This is a genomic window from Clostridium sp. Marseille-Q5894 (genome assembly GCF_946902305.1).
Taxonomy (GTDB): domain Bacteria; phylum Bacillota_I; class Bacilli_A; order Erysipelotrichales; family Coprobacillaceae; genus Thomasclavelia.
Genome location: NZ_CAMPPT010000002.1, coordinates 363589 through 387303, shown reverse-complemented (window position 1 = coordinate 387303; position 23715 = coordinate 363589). Strand labels below are relative to the sequence as shown.

The window sequence follows — 23715 nt, the reverse complement described above, 5'->3', positions numbered from 1 at the left end:
GTTTGAATTTTACATATTTATTGTTAATAATTTACATTCCATATAATGGTTAGATTATTAACTATCTTTTTCCTGATCATGCAGCGCCGGATAAAGATAATTTACATTCCATATAATGGTTAGATTATTAACCTGTAATGTAGACACTTCTTGTTTCAATTTTAATAATATTTACATTCCATATAATGGTTAGATTATTAACCCCGTAAAATTGTAATTTACTTTACCAATTACATAATAAGTATAACATTTAAATTAAATTTAAACTATTAAATATAGTAATTTTGTAAAAAATACAAATACAATTATATTATTTACCTAAATCAATCTGTCGAACTTGTACTATTTTTACATAATAACAATCGACAGACAATATTTATATCTACGTTTAAATAACAATTAAGTATTTTAAAAGTATAAAATATGTTTATAAATATTAAAACAATATTAATACCATTATACCACACAATTTGACAGTTAATAGTAATTAGCCTACAATTACAATTAATTATAATTGATAAAAAAATAATTATAATGGAGACTTTTAGAAGCGTTTACACTATTTTCATAAAAAGGAAGGGATGGATAAAAAGAATGAATCGAATTAGAGTTTTTACAAGTGGTTTATTGTTTTTATTTTCAATTTATTGTCTTATTAATGATCCTAATCTACCGTTTTCTCTTCCTCCATGGATATATATAATTGCAACAATATACTTTGCTATATTTCCTATTAAAGATATGATTGCTTCATGTAATTCAACATTGTATAAGGGTCGCCAATTTTCTAAAAACTATGAACCTGAAACTAATCTTGATAAAATTTATTTTGAAAAAATAAAAAAAGAATATAACAGAAGAGCTCTTCATGCACTTCTATTCTGGATTATATTTTTATTAATTCCTGGTTTTCTTTATTTAACTGGTAAAATTGATCGAATTTGGATATTCTTATTCTTTGCATTATCTAATTTTTCTGTATTTTTTGCAATCTTTGGATGGTGTCCATTTAATTCTATCTTTATTAAACCAGATTGCTGTATGGAATGCCGAATATATAATTGGGATTCATTTTTTCAATACAGCTTTCTTGTTTTCATACCTTGCTTCTACACAATAATTTTATTTTGTTTAGGGATGCTTTCAATGATAGAATGGGAATATATGCATTATAAATACCCTGAACATTTTTATAAAATTAGTAATAGACATATTAGCTGTAAAAATTGTGATCTTGATGCTTGTCGGAAACATAAAAAGAAATTATTTCACAAAACTCTTAAATCTGAATGGAAAGATGACTAATAATGAAAAAATACAGGAAATATTTATATTATTATAATAAAATAAAACAAGCATTTTTTGTGCTTGTTTATAATCTTTATAGATAATCAGAATAACTCTTATTTGTAGTTTTCAAAATATATATTGCTTTTATTCCTTGGTTTTGAATATCATCCATAATTTCCTGATCAGTTAGTGATTGAAGATACACGTAAGCTGTATCACCATCAAAATAAACTGCATAGTTAACATCTGGATCATTTTTTTGTACAATATTATAACAGTTTTCCATCTCACGTTTTTCAAATGTAATTGTTGTGTTAGATTCATATCCTTTTCTTTCAATATTATATATACCAAAATCAGCAGATAAAGAATCTTCACTTATTTTTAAAAAGGTTATCAATGAAAATCCTTTTGCATTGATATCTATTTCTGAATAATAATCAGTAGTAGTTGATGTTTCTTCACTAATATTATCTAATGCTGGAATGTCAAGATCTTTTGATAATTCTGGTAAATTAATAAAATCATATTCACGGTAATATAGATTGAATTCTTGTTGAAAATCATTAATTAAAGTAAGATATGCATCCATTGCTTCCTTTAATAAAGGAACGTTATCATATGTTATTTTATTATCATTTCCAATCTGTAATTTTCCTTTAGCTTCTTTGCCATCATGATAATTTTCATTTTGATATTCTTCATAACTATATGTGATTTCATATTCGTGATATGATTCATCAACTGATTTAATTGTTACAGTTTGATCATAACGATTATAATCTTCAGTTTGACTTTTTTTGTAAATATATGAAATTGTTTTAGTGTTATTTAGATTTTGTAAAGAAAACATAGTTGTCTTGGTTGTATTTTCTTCTTCAAAAACCTCACGAATTGTCAAAGATCTATGTTCTTCATCTTCAACTTGAGATTTATCCTGTACTCCAATTTGCCAATGTCCTTTGTTATAGCTATTGTTTTCTAATTTATCTTCTAATACATTTATAGTAGCTGACCAAAAATCTTTATTTTTTTCTTCGCTATTACTACAGCCTGTTATGCCTAATAGCATTATCATAGCTAATAATGCTATTTTTTTAATTTTCATAATACCTAGATACCTCCTTGCATTATATTATAACTAGATATTATGAGATTAACAAGCTTATAAAATTTCTATAAATAAAGTTTTAATCAACATAGCTTATGATTATTCTTGTTTTTCCTTTAAAAGTAATTGCTGAACAATCAGCAGGAACTAAAATATTTTCTGTATAACGAAAATCTATAATTTGATTATCGTAAATTATTTGGCAATCATTAGAAACATTAGTTAAACAATAAAATGTTTCCCCATTTGGATAAAGAGTATATTCACCATTTATATCAATTAACTTTATTGTAAATTCTTTTCTTTGGTATACTATTGTTTCTTGCTGATTTTTAAATGGAAATGAAAATTTTTGGCCCTTCTTTGAAAAATCAACCACATCAAAACATTTATCTAAATGAAGTTCTCTTTCATTACCGTTTGCATCCTTACGATGAAAGTCATAGAAACGATATGTTACATCACTATTTTGACTGATTTCTAATCCTAATAGACCTCCCCCAAAAGCATGTAACTGCCCTGATTCAATACAAATAAAATCTCCTTCATTCATCTCTATTCTATTGACATAATTTTCGATTTTTCCATCTTTAATAGCCTGTTTAATGAGTTGTCTATCATCAGTGGTTGTTCCTGCAATTAAATTACTATTAGGATTTGCTTTTAAAATATACCAGGCTTCTACTTTTCCTTCGTCATTTTCATGTTTACGTGCGTAATTATCATCAGGATGGACCTGAATCGATAATGACTCTTTTGCATCTAAAAATGAGATTCTCAACATTTGATTTCTTTTCTTTTTTCCTAAAATTTGTTTAGGATATAAATCTAGCAAATTTGATAAAGTTTGCCCTTTATATTTACCATTAGCAATAAGATTATCTGCATGTGGATGCGCACTTATTTCCCAACTTGATCCAATTATTTCATTCTCACCACGAATCCTAGCAAACCTTGTGTTTCCCCAAACGGTTTCTACATAAATTGGTTCAAATTTAAACGGATACATGCTCATCATCAAATCCTTTCAAAATAGCAAATGATGAACTTGTCCCAATTCGAGTGGCGCCAGCTTCAATCATTTTTTTACATGTTGCCCAATCTCTTATTCCTCCTGCTGCTTTAACTTGAACCTCATCACCAACTACTTCTTTCATTAATTTAACATCTTCTACTAGTGCTCCACCAGTTCCAAAACCAGTACTAGTTTTTATAAAATCTGGTTTTACTACTTTAGCAATTTCAGCTAATTTTTTTATTTCGTCTTTTTCTAAATAACAGTTTTCAAAAATCACCTTTGATAAAACATCATTTTCTTTACAAAGAGCTACAACACTTTCCATTTCTTTTTGGATGTAATCCCAGTCTTTCATTTTAACCTTTCCAATATTTACTACATAGTCGATTTCATCAGCACCATCAACAATTGCCTTCTTTGTTTCTGCTAATTTTACTTCTAAAATAGTTTGTCCTAAAGGAAATGAAATTGCTGCACCAACATGAACTGAGGAATCTTTTAATTGTTCTTTACAAAAACGAACTGGAGCACTATTGATTGCTACCATGGCAGCATTAATTTCTTTTGCTTCTTTACATAATTTAATAAAATCTTCTTTAGTTGCATAAGCTTTTAAAAATGTATGGTCAAACATTCTAGCTAATTGTTCTCTTGTTAAATCTTCAATTTTCATTTTTATTTTATCTAATCAACTTAGAGATAAATCCAAGTTTATTTCCTTTCTATATTTTTTATTTAATAATTCCAAATTCTTCTAAACAATTTTTAATTGCTTCTTTTGATGAAGCAAAAATTAAACCAGCTTGAGTAGCTTTTGTTGTATCTAAACGTAAATCTCGGGGATTATCTTTAGTATAATGACTATCATCACTAATTAATTTATCTTCAATGATCTGTTGATCAACATTTAATAATTCCATAATATACTTTACTACATCATAACGTCCTAAATCATTGACAGACCCAAAATGATATATTCCATATGGTAAAGAAAATAATTTTTCTAAGTTAATACATATTTCTTTAATATCGCTCATTCCTCGATATTCATAGTGAGTAGTTGTAATTGTTTTACCCTGGATTAAACTTTGAACTGTATCCCATAAAATATTACTTCCTGAAACACAATTTCTTTCTGGTAAACCAAATAGCCATGTAAAACGGACAATCCAGCATTCTTGAATAATAGCAGGTAGTTTATTTTCTACTTCTAACTTATTTTCTCCATAGACAGTATTTGGGCATGGCTCACTTTCTTCATTGTATGGTCCTGCTTCTTTTGAACCATTAAAAATTTGTTCAGTAGAAATAAAAACTAATTTAGCATTAATTTTCTTGCATGCTTTAGCCACATTTATTGCTCCATCAACATTAACAGCTCTTGCCCTTTGAGGATGTTCAATGCAATATTGTTGATTAGGAATTGCTGCTGCATGAATAACATAATCTGGTCTCTCTTTTAATAAATATTCATTGACCACTTTTTCATTTGTTACATCTAATTCTTTTGATCCAGGCGTTAAAACCTGATACTTCCTTTCCCACATTTTTTGAAAGCGGGAACCAAAAAAACCTTTTCCACCAGTTATAACGATTTTTTTCATCTTTACACTCCTTTGTTATATTGTAATTACAATATAACATTGTTTTTAAATAAAATCAATAGAATAAAAAAAATCTATCTCAAAGATAGATTCTAATCATTTAATTGTAAATCAATTTGGAATTGAGCAATGGCTCCATTATATCTAGCAAGCGAATATTCAACTGGTTTTCCATTTTTATCTTTTCCAATCGTTTGACTATATAATATCGGTTCTCCAGTTTCTATCTCCAAGTAAGTAGCAACTTCTTTGCTACTTTTACTAGCTTTGATTATTCTTCTAACACTTTCTACAGGCTGTCCTATTTTTTTCATTGACTCATATAAAGATTCTTTTTCTAAATCATAAGCAAATAAATCTTTATAATTATCATATGGTATGTATGTATCGATATAAACTAAAGGTGTGTTATCACTATAACGTAACCTTATCAAATGAATTAATTTGTCTGTCTTTAACACTTCGCTAGCTTTTTGATCTTTAATAATTTCAAATTGTAAAACTTTTGTTTTAACTTCCATATCTTCAGCACTTAATTCATTATAATAATTGGTTAATTCTGATAAAAACTTACTTAAAACTTTAGGCTTTGTTACTACCGTTCCTTTTGATCTTTTTCTTTGAATATAACCTTTAGTTGATAATTCTTTATATGCTTGACGAATTGTTGGTCTACTAATTTTAAGAAGCTTTACAAGTTCATCTTCTGGAGGTAAACGATCTCCTTCTACAAGTTTGTTTTCTTTAATTAGTTTTTCAATATAAGTATATAATTGATAGTATAAAGGAATAGCTGAATTTTTATCAATAATATTACTTTGAAATAAATCATTCATCTTATTTACCTCCTATTGTTATTACAATTTTACTATATTTTTAATAATTAAACAAACTCAATTTAATAAATTCTTTTATTTATTAAAAGGATTTTGATCAAATTTTAAATAATCTAACGCTTCTATTCCAAATGTAGCTTTCATAAAACTGTTACCATCATAACTATTATTTAAAAAATTAATCTCATTCCATTTAATCATTGTCTTCAATGGTAGAAACCAATATTGATTACTTAATGATAAACCATAATTATTCATTATTAATTTATTAATATTGTCTTGTTTTAGAGTATCTAATAAATATTTTAAATTATCACGAAAAGAAGAAATTTTTCGATCATTCAATCATTTATACATTACTTTATCAATTAAATCAGTAGCACAGCTTTTTAATGATAAAGGAGCATAAGCAAGATTAATTACCTCTTTTATACCTAAATATGATTATATTCAAAAACTAAAACTTCTTTATTATTCATCAATGTAAATAACAACTTCCCCACCTCCTAATACATATAACATTCTTTAAAATATTTTTAACTATGCTAAATAATAATTATAATTCCTCTTTGCATACGATTAATATAATATGATAAACAAATTAATGATTATTCTGCTTCTAACATCTCTAAATAGAAATCTAATCGCTTATGCCAATATATTATTTTTCACATGATACTCATCAAATGCATTATAATAAGCAACTCGATCTGCAAATTTAATATCAATTGGCAGATATCCTACTTTCATCAACACCAGATTCACCAATAACCTTCCTGCTTTTCCATTTCGTTAATAAAAAGATAAACTCCTTTAAATTCAATATGAAAACGTGCTAATCGTGTAACTATATGTTCTTAACTATTTTGACAACTTTCCAGTAATTGTTCCATTTTCGGTTGAATCAAATACGGCTGAACTAGCTCATGGTTTGCTCCCATTATTCTTACAGGTACCCGTCTACAAACACCTCAATCATCTCTTTTATCAGCTAACACTAAATAATTTATTTGTTTAATAACGCGCTCTAAAATTGGTGTACTTTCTTTTACCAACTCTCTTACAAAATCAAAAGCTTCTTTATGTCCTACGGCCTCCATATGATCGTTGAGCGATTTTTTATCAATCGTCAATCCCCGCAATACCATATCTGTTTCCCAAAAAGTAAGAGTATTACCTTCAATTGCATTGGAATTATAAGTGTATTCAACGACAAACTCCTCAGCAAATTGCTCAATCTCACCTTCTGTCAAAGGTCTTCTAGCATCAAGCTCAATTTTTTTCTATCAATAATATCCCATATATTTTCTGTTGTTTTAATTCGGCAATCTTTCGGCTTCTTCGCATCTATAGGAATTTTCCAACTACGTCCTTCACGAATAACGCCTGATATTTTCCTTTGAGAGCACAATGTACGTACTCTCCTATCTGAAATCCCCCATTTTTTTTAAAGTATGTTTAACTGTAATGTACACAAATTTATACCTCTCTTTACAACATAGTATATCTTCTTATCGGAACAATACAAAAACAAGAATCAAATTATTAACTAACTTTTTCATTCATCTTTCTACATTTACAACAAAGCCTAAATATCCTGGCTATATGGCATTTTTTCTACTTATCGTAATATATGTGCTTACTTGAAATCAAGGTATATTAAAATAAATTTTATGAAAAAAAAGAAATAATATTTCTATTATTTCCCTTTTTGTCTAATTATATAATTATTTAATTAATTGTAAAGTTTCTGTATTAGTTGAAAACTTAGTTAAAAAATCATCATACCACTTTTTCATTTCTTGCATTTCAGCATATTGTTCAAGTGTTGGTGTTCCCTGTAAGATTGTATCATCACTGTACTGATAAACAATTAATGTTTCTCCATTAGCTGAATAACCACATGTTCCTTGACTTGGAATATACATATAACCAGTCTTATTATCAAGATCAAATTCAGCATCTAAAACCATACATAAATTATTCATAACAACTATTTGATAAGCTTCGTTCGAACTAATAATTTGTCGCCCAAGACTATCTTTTTCATAGTTATAACCATTTTTCTGAATCGTTTCTAGTACTTTACTTGCTTCTGCTTTAGCATCTTTAATTAAATTAGTACGTGTTTCCTCATTAAAATATCTTACAGCCCATTGACCAAATAAGTCTGCTGACAATCCCAATCCTTCAAAATTTTCTTGATATGCTTCATAAGCCTCTTTTCGTCCTTTATCACTAAATTCTTCAAGATCATCTTCATCTACAGCAAATTCACCATCTTGTAATCGAAGATATAGCCATTGACCACCTACATCTTTGTTTGGTTTTACCTCAATACTTTTAATATCTTCAGCAGACAAAATTTTATTCACATAATAATCTTTTGGAGTTTCTTCAATATCAAAAATCACACTAAAACTCATATCAGCAAAACTAAACTTCCAAAATAATCCAATATTATCAAAACCATTATCTTTTAAATCATTTTCTTTAACAATTTTTTCAACATCATCAATTGTTTTAGCCATTTCAACCTTTTTATTATCACCGCACGCAGTTAAACTAAGACACATAATACATACTAATAATACTTTAATAAATTTTTTCATCATAATATCCTTTCCCTCTTTATCAATTAACTAATTATATTTGTTTAAATCTAAATATAGCTTTTTATTAACAAAATATTTTTATTTTCCCTTTATTCCATTTATCTAATTTTAGATATAACAAAATTAATTATTTGATAACATATTATTTATTTACTAATGCTTTTTTAGAATAATTTCCCTTTCATTTTTACTCTAAAATCAATATTATATTACGATTTAATAATTCTATAATCACCCTTTCTAGTCTTGATACTGGATAACTCTAATATTATTATGTCATATTATTAATATGCATGCAACTACAATATTATTTAATTAGACTTTCTGCTTATTCCAATAATTCTCTATATTTTTTTCTCTTAATCCTTCGCCTATAACAATTATAATATCTTGCCCTACTTTGATTGGTTTAATAGAAATATCATGATGTGTTGCATTTAATTCAATCCATTCATTATTTGATAATTGCATAAATCCCTTGATTCTAAATATTTTTCCACATGAAGCATCATTCATTAACTTTTTAACTGTATCATATAATCTCTCTTTGGATATATGCACATTCATAAAATAAAGAGATGTGAATGCTTTACTTTGTTCAAAACTCAACTTCACATAATTTTCAGATACATATCCACAAGATAATATATCATTAAAATCTTCTTCAATCATATTATCCCAATTTTTACATATAATTTCATTTTTAAGCTGTCGCTTACATTGAACATTCTTTAATGCATCATTTATATGATCAATTGTATTTTTAATGTCATCTTTTGATGCTTCCTGACTTCTACTTAAAATAATACGACCTGCACTAGCTACCTGTGATGCCAATAAATAATCGGATTCTTTAGATAAATTATTTTCCAATTTAGCATCTACAATTGCCATAACATTACCTATTTCATACCATTTATCTAGTGGTTCTTCATAAAGAACATCAAAAAATTCATCTACATCATATATACCTGATGGTTCAATTAAAATGCGATCATAACCTAACATTCCCATTGAAATCAACTTAGTTTTAAATCTTCTTCGATGAGTTTCTTGATCACATCCTCCAGATATCATCTCTAGTTCACATTTATCCCCCATCACATCTTGAAGAAGCATCATATCAACATTAACAGCTCCAAAGTCATTTTCAATGATACCTATTTTATAACCTTTTTCGATTAGATAATTAGCATATTTTTTTATAAATGTAGTTTTGCCTGAGCCTAAAAATCCCGTAATTAAATCTATTTTTATCATTGTTGTGTCCTTTCATAAATTTAGTATTTAAAATTATTCTTAATCCTTTTTTAGTTTAAACCTTCTTTATCAAAATAACAATGATTATACTAAACCCTTGTTATTTTTAGTATATATTTTGATAAAAAAAGATTCCCATTCTTTTGTTATAGATTTTTTTAAATAACTATTTCACATTTATTACAACAGCATAAAAGTGTCATTGGAAATGACACTTTTAAATTATTTTAAACTACTGATTTTCTGTTGCCACTGGTGCTGCTTCCATATTTTTTGGTAATACAAGATTAAGAATGATTGCCACCAGAAATACTACCGCAACACAATTTTCAGCAAAAATATTTTGAATCAATTGTGGGAAAATATTAAATATCTCAGGAACTTGAGTGAAACCAATACCAGTACTTAAAGATAGGGCTGCTATTGTTATATTTCTTTGCGAATAACCACATTTACTGATCATCTGTAATCCACTTACGACAATAGTTCCAAACATCATAATCGTACAACCGCCTAATACAGCATCTGGTAAAGTTGCAAGCAGGACCCCAAATACTGGAAATACTCCTGCAAGAATCATAATTAAGGCCCCTAATGCAATAGTAAAACGATTGACAACTTTTGTCATTGCTACAAGTCCAACATTTTGGCTAAATGATGTAATTGGTAAGCACCCAAAAACAGAAGACAAAGCACTAATAAAACCATCACATGCAAGAGAACCAGAAATTTCCTTTGTAGTAACATCTCGGTTAAGACCAGAAGTCGCTAGTGCAGATGTATCACCTATAGTTTCTGTAGCTGATACTAAGAAAATAAGCACTACAGATAAAATAGCATCAGCATTAAATTCTGGTTTAAATGGCATTATTGATGGTAAGGCAATAATAGAAGCATCCTTAAACCCTGAAAAATCTACTACTCCCATGCAAGCAGCTACAATATATCCTACTACTAGTCCAAATAGAACCGACAATTGCTTCCAATAGGATTTTGCAAAAATATTAAATAGAATACAGCAAAGTAATGTTATTGTTCCAAGAATCCAGTTTGTCGCAGAACCAAAGTTACTACTTCCACTACCTCCACCAAAAGAAGCGGCCCCTACTGATAAAAGAGAAAATCCAATAGCAGTAACAACGCTGGCTGATACAATTGGCGTAATCAGCTTGATCCAGTATTTTGCAAATAATCCTAAAATACCTTCAATAATTCCACCAACTAAAACTGCACCAACAATTGCATTATATCCATATGTTGGTCCTAAATAACAAAAAACAGAAACAAATGTAAAACTAATTCCCATAACTATAGGAAGTCCTGAACCAATTTTCCAGAGAGGAAAGAGTTGAATCAAGGTTCCAATTCCAGCTATAATCATGGCACTTTGAATCAACATAGCACTATCTTTAGAATCAAGTCCACTGGCTCCTGCTACAATGATAATCGGTGCAATATTAGCTACAAACATCGCTAATATATGCTGTAGACCAAATGGAATTGCCTTACCAACAGGAACTTTTCCATCAAGCTTATAAATATTATCAACACTTCCTGATTTATTACTCATAATATTTCATACCTTTCTTTTATATTTTACTTTCTAAAAATAATTTTTCCCGTTTTAGGATCCATACTTTCTACGATAGCAAGAGATTCTAAACGATATCCAAGATTTCTAATTACCCGTCCCCCTGACTGGAATCCTTTTTCAATCGCAATACCGATTCCTTCTACTGAAGCTCCAGCTTGTGATACAATAGAAATCAATCCCTGTAAAGCACAGCCATTTGCTAGAAAGTCATCAATAATTAAAACATGGTCATCAGGGCCTAAAAACTTTTTAGAAACAATGACTTGATTTTTACATTTATGTGTAAAAGATTCAACTTCAGCTATATACATATCGCCTTCAATATTAATACTTTTTGATTTCTTAGCAAAAACAACTGGTGCATTAAAATATTCAGATGCAATACATGCAATTCCTATTCCTGATGCTTCGATAGTCAATATTTTATTGATATGTACATCAGCAAAACGCTTTTTCCATTCCTCTCCCATCTGTTTAAAAAGCTCAATATCCATCTGATGATTTAAAAAACTATCAACCTTAAGAACGTTTCCCTCTTTTACAATACCATCTTTTTGTATTCTTTCTTCTAAACAATTCATCCTTTTCCACCCCTTTAATATGTTCATAAATGCATAAAATATTAAATTTGTAATTTAACATTTTATTGAATATTTGAATTAACAGTATAAGTAAAAAATAATTTCTTATATTCTATTGCACAAAAAATAGTATCAAATTGATATTATCATTTCAACAATTTTCTATTTAAAATGACATAAATTTAAATAGAATTATAAAATATCTGTATTTAATAATACTTCAATTAATTTCATTTTAATTAGTATTTTTGTATTAATAATCAATTGATAAACAGCCTGATTTCTTTATATTTTGTACAAGTTCTTTCAATTCACTTGGAAAGTCTTTATCATCCATGGTTAAAACTTTCTTGCCTAACTGATAAATAATTTCTTTTTGTTTTAAAAAATAATCAGTTTGGTAAAACTTTTTTACTTCTTGACTGCAAATCAAATTTTCTTGCCTCATTTGATTAATTAAACAAAAACAATCTAGAGATTTTACACGACTTAATGCTACATACAATTGTCCACAATCAAATGAATAGGGAATCAAATTTACTTTTTCGTATGTTTGGCCCTGGCTTTTATGTATTGTTATAGCATAAGCTAATTTTAATGGGATTTGTAAAAATGAGCCAATTTTCTTTTTACTAAGTTTATGATCTTCAATTTCACCATCATCATTTTTTGTAAGAATATAATCTTCTATTACCCATTCGTAATAACCGAATTTAACTTTTACATGATTTTTATCTAAACAAACCGTGACACTTTCTTTATCTAATTTTTCAATTTTTCCAAATGATCCATTTTGATAAAGATTCTCTTCTGTATCATTGATCAACACCATCACTCTTGCACCTACTTTTAAACGTAATTCATCTTGTGTTGGTTTATCACTATCTTTGACATCACCGATTATTATTGATTTATAAACTTTTGCTTGAGAAGGAATTTTATTTAATCTTTCATGATTAATTTTATTAGCAACTTTATTAGTTGCAGTTAAAATAATGCCATCATCTATCATTTGATGTTTTGCATGACGATTAAAATAAGCAATACCAGATACATCACCAACCCGAATTTTATTAAGTTCATAAACAAATTCTGGATTACTTTGCCTTACTACTTCTTTTAATTCGATCATATGAAAATCCAAATCTTTCCAATTTGTAGACTCAAAAGCATACCCATTATTATATTCAGGATACAGTTTCTCTAAAACTTTTTTATCATTAAGTTTCGTAACAGGTGGTAGTTGAAAGAAATCACCTACAACAACTATCTGTTTTCTTGCTAAACATTTTTCCTCTGCTTTCATTATAGTTCTTACAACAAAATCAAATAAATCAATACGACACATACTAATTTCATCAATAATGATAATGTCACTTTCTTTAACAACCTGAGGAACTCTTTTAATATTATGAACAACTTGCGGTTCTGGTGACGCTTGAAAGCAACGATGAATAGTTACACCTTTAATGTTGATGGCAGCAATTCCTGTAGGAGCACAAACTAAAACATTTTTTCCTTGTTTTTCCACTGTTTCAATAAACTTTTTAAGTACAAATGATTTACCTGTTCCTGCCCCTCCTGTTAAAAAAATATTTTCTTTCGACATCATATACTCATATGCTTTTTTTTGATCGTTAGTCAATGAATAATTAGATTGTTTTAATGATTTTGGTTTTATCTGCTTTACTGATTCAAGACAGTTTATTTTTTGAGACTTTTCAGCTTTTATCTTATTTTCACCATTTAAATATTTTTTTGCTTCATCTTCAAAAATAAAACTTTTATACTCTGCTCCCTTATATTTATCTACTTGAACTTTACATTCTTCCCATGATTGATATATTCCCGTTTTTCTTCCTTTTTTTACAGCATAATATTTTCCCATAATAATCTCACCCTCCTTGATAACAGTAAAATTGAAAATAACTCTAAAATTATGCAATTATTTTTAATTTTTAAACATTAACAAAAAATATGCTTTATTTATCAATATTGTAAAGATTTAATCTATTATTCTCTTTTTTTGTATTTATTACATTGTCTCATTTCTTATCTTGTTTGTAAGCGTCAAATATGGTACTATGTCAAGAAAGGAACTTGTTTATCATCCTGCAAGATATGAAGTTATTGAACATGTTCAGTATGTCTATACCTGTGGCAGACGAAAAGTATTTTTATCATATCTTTAAAATTCCTTGTATTTGCTGTATTTCCTTGATTTATCGGCTTTTCCTGTCGTTTGTAATTTCCCTTTGTTCTTGGCATATCGTAGTCTAAATTGGCATATCTTTTACCTCAAAAGTAGTAAAAAAAGTAGTAAATTGAGAGTAATTATATCATTTTACTACTCAGCTTTTGCCATCCGTTCTAACTCCTCTTTCGCATCATCGTAACCGATGTGCGTATAGGTATTCAATGTTACTCCAATATCAGAATGTCCCATAAGGTACTGAAGTGTTTTCGGATTCAATGGCGGCTTCAAACAGATGCACGGTATCTGTCGGCACTCTCGAAGATAATCCCCTCGGCGATACATTCCTGTATGAGAGAATAATCAATGCCACGCCCGAAAAGATACTCCGTCACCCTGTCGCAGTTCTTATTCTTTGGCGGCAGAAGAAGCACTTTCGACTCGCCTTTTTTCACGGTAGGGGGCGACGGTTTCCAGTCCGCCATCGTCCTGCCCCGTGAGGATTTCCACGGCTTCCACAAAGCCGTATTCTTTGACTTTCATCAGATAGTCAAGGGCAGAATAGTCGCCGAAGCCCCTCGACCACCAGTACCATTTACCATTGGAAATCTTTAGGCTGTCATGCTCGGCGGTACAGTACACGTTTGTTGTGCCTTTGACCTTTACCAGATTGCTCGGCTCATAGCTTCTAAGATAGGGTGACAAGTCTATCTGCCTTGCCCGCTCAAGCACGTCTGGGTCAATCTGCACATAGGGTCTGCTGCTTCTCAATAAATAAAATCACCTCCCGAAAATGAAATACGCCGAGGGATTTTCGTTAATGAAGGGAGTGTAAAATAAAGTGTGTAAGTAAGTAATATGTGTTATATTACTGCTACACACTTTTCTTATTATCAAAATTAAAAATATGGAGGTTAATGAAATATGGCAAGAATAAAAAGAGATCCAAAAACAGTAGCTTTGGCTCAACAAATTATTGATACTTATAATCCACAATCAGCACAGGATATGGATGAAGCTTTAAAAGATATTTTTGGACCATTATTTGAATCAATGCTTCAGGGAGAAATGAACAACCATCTTGGTTATGCATCTAACAGTAAAGAAGAAAAAAAGACATTAAACAGAAGAAATGGTTATTCTCCTAAAAAAATAAAAACATCAAGAGGAGAATTAGATATTAATATACCTAGAGACAGGGAGGCATCTTTTGAACCGCAAATTATTCCTAAGAGAACGAGAGATGTTTCGGACATTGAAAATAAAGTCATCTCAATGTATGCAAAAGGAATGTCTCAAAGAGATATATCAACCACAATTGAAGATATCTATGGATTTTCGGTTTCTCATGAAATGATTTCCGATATAACCGATGCTATCATTCCTGAACTGGAAAACTGGCAAAACCGACCACTATCTCAATGTTATGCATTCTTGTTTGTTGACTGTTTATATGTGACAGTAAGAAATGATTATGAGGTAAAGGAATATGCTGTATATGCTGTTTTAGGCTATGACATCAATGGAAACAAGGAAATACTGGGGTTATGGTTAAACGAGACAGAAAGCAAGCATAAATGGATGCAGATTTTTGATGAAATCAAAGCGAGAGGTGTGGAAGATGTTTTCTTTATATCTATGGATGGTGTTAGTGGACTTGAAGATGGTGCGAAAGCAATATTTCCCAATGTTGTGGTACAAAGATGTATTGTCCACCTTATAAGGAATTCTATTAAATATGTCCCAAGCAAGGATTATAAGCGATTTACACAATCATTGAAAAAAGTTTATGGAGCTCCTAGTTTAAAGGCGGCCAAAAACGCATTTGAAACATTCAAGAATGAGTGGAAACAATATCCGGGAGCAGTTGATGTATGGGAAAGGAACATTCATCATGTAGAACAGCTGTTTGATTATGGATCAGCCATCAGAAAAGTTATGTATACAACCAATGCAATTGAAAGTGTCAATTCAAGTTTTAGAAAGGTCATAAAAAAAGGAGCATTTCCAAATGAGACAGCGGTATTAAAAGTGTTATATTTAAGAGTTCTTGAATTATCGAAAAAATGGTCAGGTGGGCGTGTATCAAATTGGGCAATGGTTATGAATCAATTAATGATGGATGATAGATTTTCAACAAGAATCCAAAAATATTTAGAAAAATAAAATGACCTATATATACTCGATATAAGTCATTTCTATAGTTCTTTGACAATTTAATAAAATTACTTACACAAATTTCTTGACATTCCCTTAATGAAAACCTCTCGGCTATGTAATAAGGCTTTATATGTTCATTTATGGCTCAATAAAATCTAAGTCTATTTCTTAAATATTGTGTTTATTTGCTATTTTCTTGTATAATCTGTTTTGCTGTGTCAATTTCAAACTTTCTTAAACTTGTTTGAGCATTAGTGTAGTTTTCAAAGCGTTCTGTGTTAATAGGGTCAATTAAGTCATATACTCTTTTTAATGCTTCTTCCAACACATTGGAATCTGCTCCTTGTTCCAATGCAACATTATATAAAGAAATTTTAGCTCTTAAAGCCCCTAAGAGTTTTGCTATATCTTGATGTAAAGAAACATCCCCAACCAAATCCTTTATATTATTATCAATATGCGGATATACTCCTTTAATACGATATTCTTTGTCCTTTGGATTTGCGATATTATTAAGGTAGTGTAATTCATTCAAAAGGCTGTCATAGAACACCATTTCTTTTATAAGTTCTTCATAAAATCTATTTGTTTCTGCCTTCAATTTATCATTAGCTTTTTCTAAATTAGCTTTTCTTTGTTCTTCTCGTAATTGCTCTATCTTTTCATCATATTCTTTTTGTGATTGTTCCATCTGTACAAAAAATTGTTTTCTTGATTCCTCAAGTTGTTTTTCTTGAATTTCTCTATTTTTCTTTGCTATTCTTAATTGAAAGATACCCGCTATTATTGCAACAATAACAGCACTTCCAAATCCTATAAATGCACTAATAATATATTGAATTTGTACTATGTTCTCCATAAGTCATCCCCAAAATCTTCGTCATTAAAATCTCCTTGACAATCGTTTTTTGTATGAGTTTTTATTTTAATAGTAATCGTAATATGATGCCATTTCCGTTTCATAATCTTTAATTTCACTTAGCATCCAAAAAATTGCATAGTTCTTCAAAGCAAGAAGCCACATTCTCTATGTCTAATACCTTTTCTTCCGAAAAGTAAACCTGCAAGTTTTTATTACATGGATACCTAAACAAATCAGAACTTTGGTCAAAATCATGAAACGCTTGAATATACTGTGTTGTATCATTTAAAGTAGTGTCATCATCTGGTGCATTGGAATATTTGTCAACTTCATCGACAATACTGTTCCAAAGTCCAAATATGCTATGTTTTTTTCGTCGAAGTATCTTCAATGCCTTTGTTCTTTCTATGTGGCTATCTTCAATGATTATCCTTTTTAAACCAAGTTCAACTGCATTACGATACATATAGCACATTGGCATAAACAATTCTTTTTTATTGTCATTCACGATTTTTTCTTTTAAAAAATTCCCTACTTCTTCATACGAGGAATAGTAAGGATAAAACGAATGTTGAGCATATTTATAACCGACAACGCTCTGCTGGTAGTAATGTCCACCTTCAATAACCAACTGTGGTGAATATGCTTCATATTCCTGCTCTGTAAAATTCCCCGTCTTATATAGCTCACTCAAAATATTAAAGGCTTTATTCATATTATCATGAGTTGCCACCAAAGAAATATGCGTCTGTTTATCAAATAAAACATTAAGATTATTACCAAAAGGATAACGGAACATATCGGATTCTTTATCAATCCTTGAAATGTCTGCTAGATATTTCCATAACCAATTAGCATTATCTGTATATTCTAAATCCCTTAACTCCAAAAGTTTATCATACCCTTGTTTAAGGTCATGTCGTATGTCACCGATTATTGACTTTCTATCACTTTCCGAATTAACAGTCTTAAATATATTTGCTTTCAATAGAAGCTCAAGGCTTTGCCTATACAAATAGACCATTACAAAATACCATAAATCAAGCTTTGCTATATCACCATTTTTTGCTGCATCTTCGCCCAAATAATGAATCACAATCTCTGCCGCATTAAAGAAATTTTTCGCATAATTATTAAAATCCGTTGCCAAATCTCCACTGTTTAGTAATGATATTGGATACAGACAATTCTTATCCACATAATATAATGATATATTGGGACGAATCCATTTAAAGTCATAATTCATAATAATATAACTCCTTTATAAAATGTACCAACTACATTTTTGTCGCTTCATACTGTTGTTTTCTCCACTCCCTTTCAAGCAGACAAGATATACTATCAAAAATTTTTCCTTGATATTCATCTAAAATCAAACATCGTAATTCATGCATCCTTTTCCGTGCTTGAATAACAATATCCAAATCCTCAATTTCTGTTTTATTACTACTAAAAAGCCCTTTATTTTTTTCATATTGAGAAATGATAATATTATTCTGGTCTACAATTTCAAAAGCCCTACTTCTCAAAGCACTCATGTTGTTATGCAAATCTTTATCCTGCTCAAATAATAATAAAATAATAGCAAAGTGATAATGTGTTAATTCATTGTAAATATCTCCTAGATTATTTTCTTGTCCGCTACATAACCTAGCAATTTGAGTAAAATATAAAGAAGAATTTTCTCTTAAAGAATTTGACCACCTATCACGACTTGCAGTAATTGTATTTAGATACCCCGACCTTTTTGCCGCTTTATTGGAGCATCGTAATGATATTATAGAAACAATAACTGCCGCCATTGATGCCAAAAAAGTAAAACCTATTCCAACTGCTGAAAACACATTAAACATTTCGTCAGACATTTAAATTCCTCCCTTTTTAAATAATGTTTGTTCATTAAGATTAAAAGCATCTATTTTTATATGCATTATCACGTTGCAATACTGAATAATATACTCGGTATTTCTGAAAAATCGGAACACCAAATAACATTTAATCCAAGCGAATTTGCATCTTGTTCAAAAAGCATGGTAGCAATTTCATCCGTTCTATTTTTTTGAGGTGCTTTTTTCATAATAATATAATGCTTACATCTTTGATTTCGCCTCCACGATATATCCAATAATCGTCTTAAATTGGGGTCGGATAAACTTAATCCTACAAATAAACATATATTTGTAGAGAATGTGTTAAGTTGAATTAAATTTGACCAACTATATGGGTCAATAAATTGTGTGTGGTATGATTCTTCGCTAAAGACTAAATTGGGAGTATCTACTTCTCTTTGATTTGGCAAAAAACCATGTACATGGAAGACAGGTAACGCATCCATACCACATGTTTGACCCTCTTTCCATATTGAACAATATTCAATTTTATGTTTTGACAATGCACATTCTATTAAATCATCAAAATTAAAAGTAATTATAGATTCTAATCGTTTACCTCTCCTCTTGGGGCGAGCAAGTTCGACTATTGCTTTCATCATATTGGTTTCTAATGCATAATTGATTATCTCATGACCTTGCACTATCGTTGATAATTCACAATCTCGGTCTTGATTATAGTATAAGTACAGATGTTTTTGTACAACTTTTTCGAAATCTTCTTTTAATACCAATCTTAAATACTTTCCTAAAATTAAATTCGACTGTGGCATTAGCGATAGTAAATCCTCTGCTAAAACCTTAGATTCTGGAACGTTTGAATCATTATTAAAAAATGTTTCATTAAGGATATTAACAAGTAAATCATTCCAATCTGGTATTGATGAATCTCTCGATACACCTGCTCCGCATACCAAAGTAAGCTGATTATCAATTAAAGCTTCTTTCAGTAAAGTTATTTTTCCTTCTATATCTTTTTTTTCCGATTGGGCGTTACTATGCTTGTGAAAAAGAGTTGAATCACTCCCAATCTTTCCTAATTGAGCAATATCACTCAATACAGTCTTTGTAACATCTTTTCCAGAATTTACTTTTCTGTATTGAAATTGTATCAAAAAATTAGGTACAAATATATCGCCCACTACAACTGGCAGAATACAAATATTATTAGTGCCTAATACAACTGAACTTAATTCTGCCTGTGCCCACGATGAGTTTAAAAAATTCTCCGTTATAATTGCAATAAGAACATCTGAATCACTTAAAGCAACTTTGATTTTTTCAACTACATTTTCTCCAACATTCACTTCATTAACATTGAAAATTATATGCCCTTTTTCTTTTAAAGCGTTAGCAAGTTCATTATATATTTCTATATCACGACTAGAATGACTTATAAATATTTTCATTTAAACCTCCTCATATTCGCAATAATTCATTTCTTCATCTGTAATTATACATCAAAAAACATTTTTTTCACCTATCAACTTATATAAAAAGATGGCATCAACTTCATGCCAACGCCACCTTTTCCTCGGTCAGTACATTATAAAATCCCTGTCTTTTTCAGATAACCCACGCCGTCATAGCATCCTCTGAAATAGACCGATTCCATCTGCATATCGTAGAGTTTATTACGAAGCTCCACAACCTCTATCAGAGCCTTGCACTCCTGCACCGATAAATCGTCTGCTTTCTCCGTGTCAAGAGCCGCCAACACTTTCGGATATTCCCTATAAATATCCTCTATCTTTTCCTGTATGGTTTTGTATTCTGGGTTTTCTTTTGGCAGCAGTTGGTCAAACAAAACTCAGCAAGGCCCTGACTTACAGCATCAATCAGGAAGAAAGTTTAAGATTCTATCTTGAAGATGGGCGTGTTGAAATATCTAACAATCGTGCAGAAAATTCAATACGACCATTCTGTGTAGGTCGCCGCAACTGGTTATTTTCGAATACCATCAAAGGAGCAGAAGCAAGCGCATCAATCTATTCACTTCTTGAAACAGCCAAAGCAAATCAACTCAAACCATATGATTATTTTGAATATCTTTTAACAGCATTAACAGAAATAGATATTAATGATGATAAAGAACTTGAAAAAATCATGCCATGGTCAAAAACATTACCAGAAAATGTATATCTGACAAAAAAATCGTAGAGATACGATCTTTTCGTCGTCAAGTTAAATCCAATAAATAATTACAGCCCTATTATAGTTTAATTAGCACTAATCATAGGGCTTTTTGGTTTGACGCTTACCTTTTTTACGTAAAAAGCTTTTTTTAGTGATATTTGAAAATTATAGGCGGGAGTTAATGTGATATAATAACTATATAATTATATAAATATAAAAAGGGGAGATTTTATAATGGAGAATAAAAAATATCAAATATTTATAAGCTCAACATATAATGATTTAAAAAAAGAAAGAAGAAAAGTCCAAGATACTATATTATCAATGTATCATTTTCCAATAGGAATGGAAATGTTTAGTGCAGCTGATGAAGAACAATGGGAAATTATTAAAGATACCATAGATAGTTCTGATTATTATATTCTCATCATAGGAAATAGGTATGGAACAACTATAAAAGATGGAAAAGATAAAGGAATGAGTTATACAGAGAAAGAATATAGATATGCAAAAAGTAAGAATATTCCAATATTAGTTTTTATTATCGATGAATCAGTTCCAAGGCAAGAATATCAACGTGAATCAAAATTGAAATATCAAAAGAAACTTCAAAATTTTATAGATGAAGTAAAAAAGGACAGAATGATTGAATGGTGGAAAAATAGTGATGAGTTAGCATTTAAAGTTATGAATGCATTAAATAAACAATTCATTAAAGGGAAGAGACCTGGATGGGTAAGAGCAAATAATTATATCAATAATAAAGAACTAGAAAAAGCAGAAAAAAATATACAAGAATTGCAAAAAATAAATGAAGAATTGAGAAAAAAATCATATGAACTTCCATCGATGTATTTAAATGCACTAGATTTAAGAAACATGAAATGTTATATTTCTCAATATAATATGAGATATAATCTTATTATATTAGAAAAAAAGTTTGATTATAATCCAAATGGATATATTATTTATTTCAATAATAACAATATAGAAAGAATGAAAATACTTAAAGATGAATTTATTATGCTGGCATATACTTTTCTAGAAAATCAAAATTGGGTAAAATACTATTATAATGATTATGGATTATTTTTCTCTGTTAGAGGCTCTAAAAATATAAATCATGTACAAATAGAAATTAAAGAAAAAAATACAAGTTTAATATGTGTTTTGTATAAGAAGTTTGATATTGAAGAAAATAGAAAGGATTATTTTATACGTTTGAGAGATTGCGATATTAGAAAACTTTCTAATATCAGAGAAATATGTTTTACAATTTATAATGATTTTTATAATGATGTTGGAGAATGTGAATTTGAAGTTTGTGATATATGGCTAAAACAATTGGATAGGTAAAATAAACGAGACCCTGCTTTTGCCACAGAATCAGTCTATTTAATTCTTCTCTCATAGTTTTTTATAATGAGCTTTGATGCTAGAATAAAAAACGAACAAGTAAAATAGAAGAAAATAATATCATATGGTACAATGTCATACAGTTAATTACAATTATTGATGCTAGAATAAAAAACGAACAAGTTAAATAGAAGAAAATAATATCATATGGTACAATGTCATACAGTTAATTACAATTATATGAAAGAGGTATATGACAATGAGTAAACCAACATTTACAGATGAATTTAAACAAGGAGTAGTACAGTATGTTGCTGATCATCCTGACGAATCTAAACTTTCTATCGCTAAGCGCTTTGGCATTGCTGACAGTACTGTTCATAAGTGGCTTAAAGATGCCGCCGATAATAATGGTACTATCAGTAGTCGAGGTAGTGGCAACTATTCCAGTGATGAAGCTAAAGAAATCGCCAGATTAAGAAAAGAACTTAAAGATACACAGGATGCTTTAGATGTGCTAAAAAAGGCTATTGGCATACTGGGAAAATAACAAAACAGGAAATTTACAGACGGATCGAACAAAAAAGCAAAAAAAGTAAAATTTCTGTAGCCAGTGTGCTGGAAAAATTAAATGTAAGTAAATCTGGATATTATGATTATTTAAAAAGAGTTCCATGCAAAACAAAAATAAGAAAGGCAGTATTAACATCAGAAATAAAGAAAATTCATGAAGAGTCAAAACAAATTTATGGAGCGCCTAAGATAACTGTAAAGTTAAGGCAGGCAGGACATAGAGTTAGCGAACGCCATGTTGGAAAGATCATGAGAGAAAATGGGATAAGAGCCCAGTATATAAAACCGCATACAAAAACAACAAAAGACTGCGATTTTTCAAACAAACTGACAAATGTATTAGAACGTGATTTTAATCCTAAAAAGCCAAATGCAGCATGGTGTACAGATATAACATATATTCATACATATGATGATGGGTTTGTCTATTTAACAAGTATAATGGATTTATATTCAAGAAAAATAATAAGCTGGACATTAAGTAAAACAATGGAAACAGAAGAAGTATTAAGATGTTTAGAGGAGGCGAAAGAAAAAAGGAACAATGAAAATCCAATAATACTGCAAAGTATAAATGCTAACATAAGAATGTACATAAATGATCATTTAAAAATGTACAAAAAGATATATAATTGA

General features: G+C 29.5%; 24 protein-coding genes and 1 CRISPR repeat array (1 of these 25 only partly in view). Of the genes, 6 read left to right on the top strand and 18 right to left on the bottom strand.

Annotated features, from left to right (window positions below):
- Positions 1–202: direct repeats of the CRISPR family, unit length 33 nt; unit sequence ATTTACATTCCATATAATGGTTAGATTATTAAC (it extends 382 nt beyond the left edge of the window).
- A gap of 392 nt (positions 203–594) precedes the next feature.
- The gene (locus OC535_RS04540; protein ID WP_227051736.1) at positions 595–1305 is read left to right on the top strand and encodes a hypothetical protein; all 711 of its coding nucleotides are present in this window, start codon (positions 595–597) and stop codon (positions 1303–1305) included.
- A 76-nt stretch (positions 1306–1381) separates the two neighbouring features.
- On the opposite strand, the gene OC535_RS04535 is transcribed toward OC535_RS04540, so the two are convergent.
- The 13 genes from OC535_RS04535 to OC535_RS04475 form a co-directional block, all read right to left on the bottom strand.
- Positions 1382–2398, bottom strand: coding sequence for a hypothetical protein (locus OC535_RS04535; protein ID WP_498823286.1), 1017 nt, complete (start codon positions 2396–2398; stop codon positions 1382–1384).
- Positions 2399–2480: 82 nt separating this feature from the next.
- Positions 2481–3416, bottom strand: a complete 936-nt coding sequence (locus OC535_RS04530) for a type I phosphomannose isomerase catalytic subunit (RefSeq protein ID WP_227051740.1) — start codon at positions 3414–3416, stop codon at positions 2481–2483.
- Positions 3397–4092: a deoxyribose-phosphate aldolase gene (deoC, locus tag OC535_RS04525; RefSeq protein ID WP_227051741.1), complete on the bottom strand. Its 696-nt coding sequence runs from the start codon at positions 4090–4092 to the stop codon at positions 3397–3399. Before deoC ends, OC535_RS04530 begins: the two co-directional genes overlap by 20 nt.
- A 58-nt stretch (positions 4093–4150) precedes the next feature.
- The gene (locus OC535_RS04520; RefSeq protein ID WP_227051743.1) at positions 4151–5023 is read right to left on the bottom strand and encodes an SDR family oxidoreductase; all 873 of its coding nucleotides are present in this window, start codon (positions 5021–5023) and stop codon (positions 4151–4153) included.
- 92 nt (positions 5024–5115) lie between these two features.
- Positions 5116–5859 carry a GntR family transcriptional regulator gene (locus OC535_RS04515; protein ID WP_227051744.1) on the bottom strand — a complete coding sequence of 248 codons (744 nt, stop codon included), beginning with the start codon at positions 5857–5859 and terminating at the stop codon, positions 5116–5118.
- Positions 5860–5934: 75 nt separating this feature from the next.
- Positions 5935–6204, bottom strand: coding sequence for a hypothetical protein (locus OC535_RS04510; protein ID WP_227051745.1), 270 nt, complete (start codon positions 6202–6204; stop codon positions 5935–5937).
- 626 nt (positions 6205–6830) lie between these two features.
- A complete protein-coding gene (locus tag OC535_RS04505) occupies positions 6831–7112 on the bottom strand; it encodes a hypothetical protein (RefSeq protein WP_498823285.1) in 282 nt (93 codons plus the stop codon).
- A 474-nt stretch (positions 7113–7586) separates the two neighbouring features.
- Positions 7587–8471: a hypothetical protein gene (locus OC535_RS04500; protein WP_227051750.1), complete on the bottom strand. Its 885-nt coding sequence runs from the start codon at positions 8469–8471 to the stop codon at positions 7587–7589.
- 318 nt (positions 8472–8789) lie between these two features.
- On the bottom strand, positions 8790–9734 hold the full coding sequence (locus tag OC535_RS04495; protein WP_498823284.1) for a GTP-binding protein: 945 nt from the start codon (positions 9732–9734) through the stop codon (positions 8790–8792).
- A 232-nt stretch (positions 9735–9966) separates the two neighbouring features.
- A complete protein-coding gene (locus OC535_RS04490; protein ID WP_498823283.1) occupies positions 9967–11304 on the bottom strand; it encodes a uracil-xanthine permease family protein in 1338 nt (445 codons plus the stop codon).
- 26 nt (positions 11305–11330) lie between these two features.
- Complete coding sequence (locus tag OC535_RS04485) at positions 11331–11909, bottom strand: xanthine phosphoribosyltransferase (protein WP_227051760.1); 579 nt, start codon at positions 11907–11909, stop codon at positions 11331–11333.
- 253 nt (positions 11910–12162) lie between these two features.
- Positions 12163–13797, bottom strand: coding sequence for an ATP-dependent DNA helicase (locus OC535_RS04480; protein ID WP_498823282.1), 1635 nt, complete (start codon positions 13795–13797; stop codon positions 12163–12165).
- Positions 13798–14511: 714 nt separating this feature from the next.
- Positions 14512–14853 carry a hypothetical protein gene (locus OC535_RS04475; protein WP_498823281.1) on the bottom strand — a complete coding sequence of 114 codons (342 nt, stop codon included), beginning with the start codon at positions 14851–14853 and terminating at the stop codon, positions 14512–14514.
- 174 nt (positions 14854–15027) lie between these two features.
- Between OC535_RS04475 and OC535_RS04470 the strand changes: the two genes are divergently transcribed.
- On the top strand, positions 15028–16269 hold the full coding sequence (locus tag OC535_RS04470; RefSeq protein WP_498822983.1) for an IS256 family transposase: 1242 nt from the start codon (positions 15028–15030) through the stop codon (positions 16267–16269).
- 175 nt (positions 16270–16444) lie between these two features.
- On the opposite strand, the gene OC535_RS04465 is transcribed toward OC535_RS04470, so the two are convergent.
- From OC535_RS04465 to OC535_RS04445, 5 genes are all read right to left on the bottom strand, one after another.
- Positions 16445–17122 (bottom strand): hypothetical protein, encoded by a 678-nt coding sequence (locus OC535_RS04465; RefSeq protein WP_498823280.1) that lies wholly within the window; start codon positions 17120–17122, stop codon positions 16445–16447.
- Positions 17123–17237: 115 nt separating this feature from the next.
- The gene (locus OC535_RS04460) at positions 17238–18371 is read right to left on the bottom strand and encodes a hypothetical protein (RefSeq protein ID WP_498823279.1); all 1134 of its coding nucleotides are present in this window, start codon (positions 18369–18371) and stop codon (positions 17238–17240) included.
- A 31-nt stretch (positions 18372–18402) separates the two neighbouring features.
- Positions 18403–18990 (bottom strand): hypothetical protein, encoded by a 588-nt coding sequence (locus OC535_RS04455; protein WP_498823278.1) that lies wholly within the window; start codon positions 18988–18990, stop codon positions 18403–18405.
- A 68-nt stretch (positions 18991–19058) separates the two neighbouring features.
- Positions 19059–20423 carry an SIR2 family protein gene (locus tag OC535_RS04450; RefSeq protein ID WP_498823277.1) on the bottom strand — a complete coding sequence of 455 codons (1365 nt, stop codon included), beginning with the start codon at positions 20421–20423 and terminating at the stop codon, positions 19059–19061.
- A 137-nt stretch (positions 20424–20560) separates the two neighbouring features.
- Positions 20561–20821 (bottom strand): DUF6664 family protein, encoded by a 261-nt coding sequence (locus OC535_RS04445; RefSeq protein ID WP_498823276.1) that lies wholly within the window; start codon positions 20819–20821, stop codon positions 20561–20563.
- Here OC535_RS04445 and OC535_RS04440 point away from each other — a divergent pair.
- The 4 genes from OC535_RS04440 to OC535_RS04425 all read left to right on the top strand — a co-directional run bounded on the left by OC535_RS04440 (position 20800) and on the right by OC535_RS04425 (position 23715).
- Positions 20800–21174 carry an IS66 family transposase gene (locus OC535_RS04440; protein ID WP_498823275.1) on the top strand — a complete coding sequence of 125 codons (375 nt, stop codon included), beginning with the start codon at positions 20800–20802 and terminating at the stop codon, positions 21172–21174. The genes OC535_RS04445 and OC535_RS04440 overlap by 22 nt on opposite strands.
- Before the next feature lie 210 nt (positions 21175–21384).
- On the top strand, positions 21385–22506 hold the full coding sequence (locus OC535_RS04435; RefSeq protein WP_498823274.1) for a DUF4062 domain-containing protein: 1122 nt from the start codon (positions 21385–21387) through the stop codon (positions 22504–22506).
- A 259-nt stretch (positions 22507–22765) separates the two neighbouring features.
- The gene (locus tag OC535_RS04430; RefSeq protein WP_498823273.1) at positions 22766–23056 is read left to right on the top strand and encodes a transposase; all 291 of its coding nucleotides are present in this window, start codon (positions 22766–22768) and stop codon (positions 23054–23056) included.
- A complete protein-coding gene (locus OC535_RS04425) occupies positions 23053–23715 on the top strand; it encodes an IS3 family transposase (protein ID WP_498823382.1) in 663 nt (220 codons plus the stop codon). The genes OC535_RS04430 and OC535_RS04425 overlap by 4 nt, the downstream gene beginning before the upstream one ends.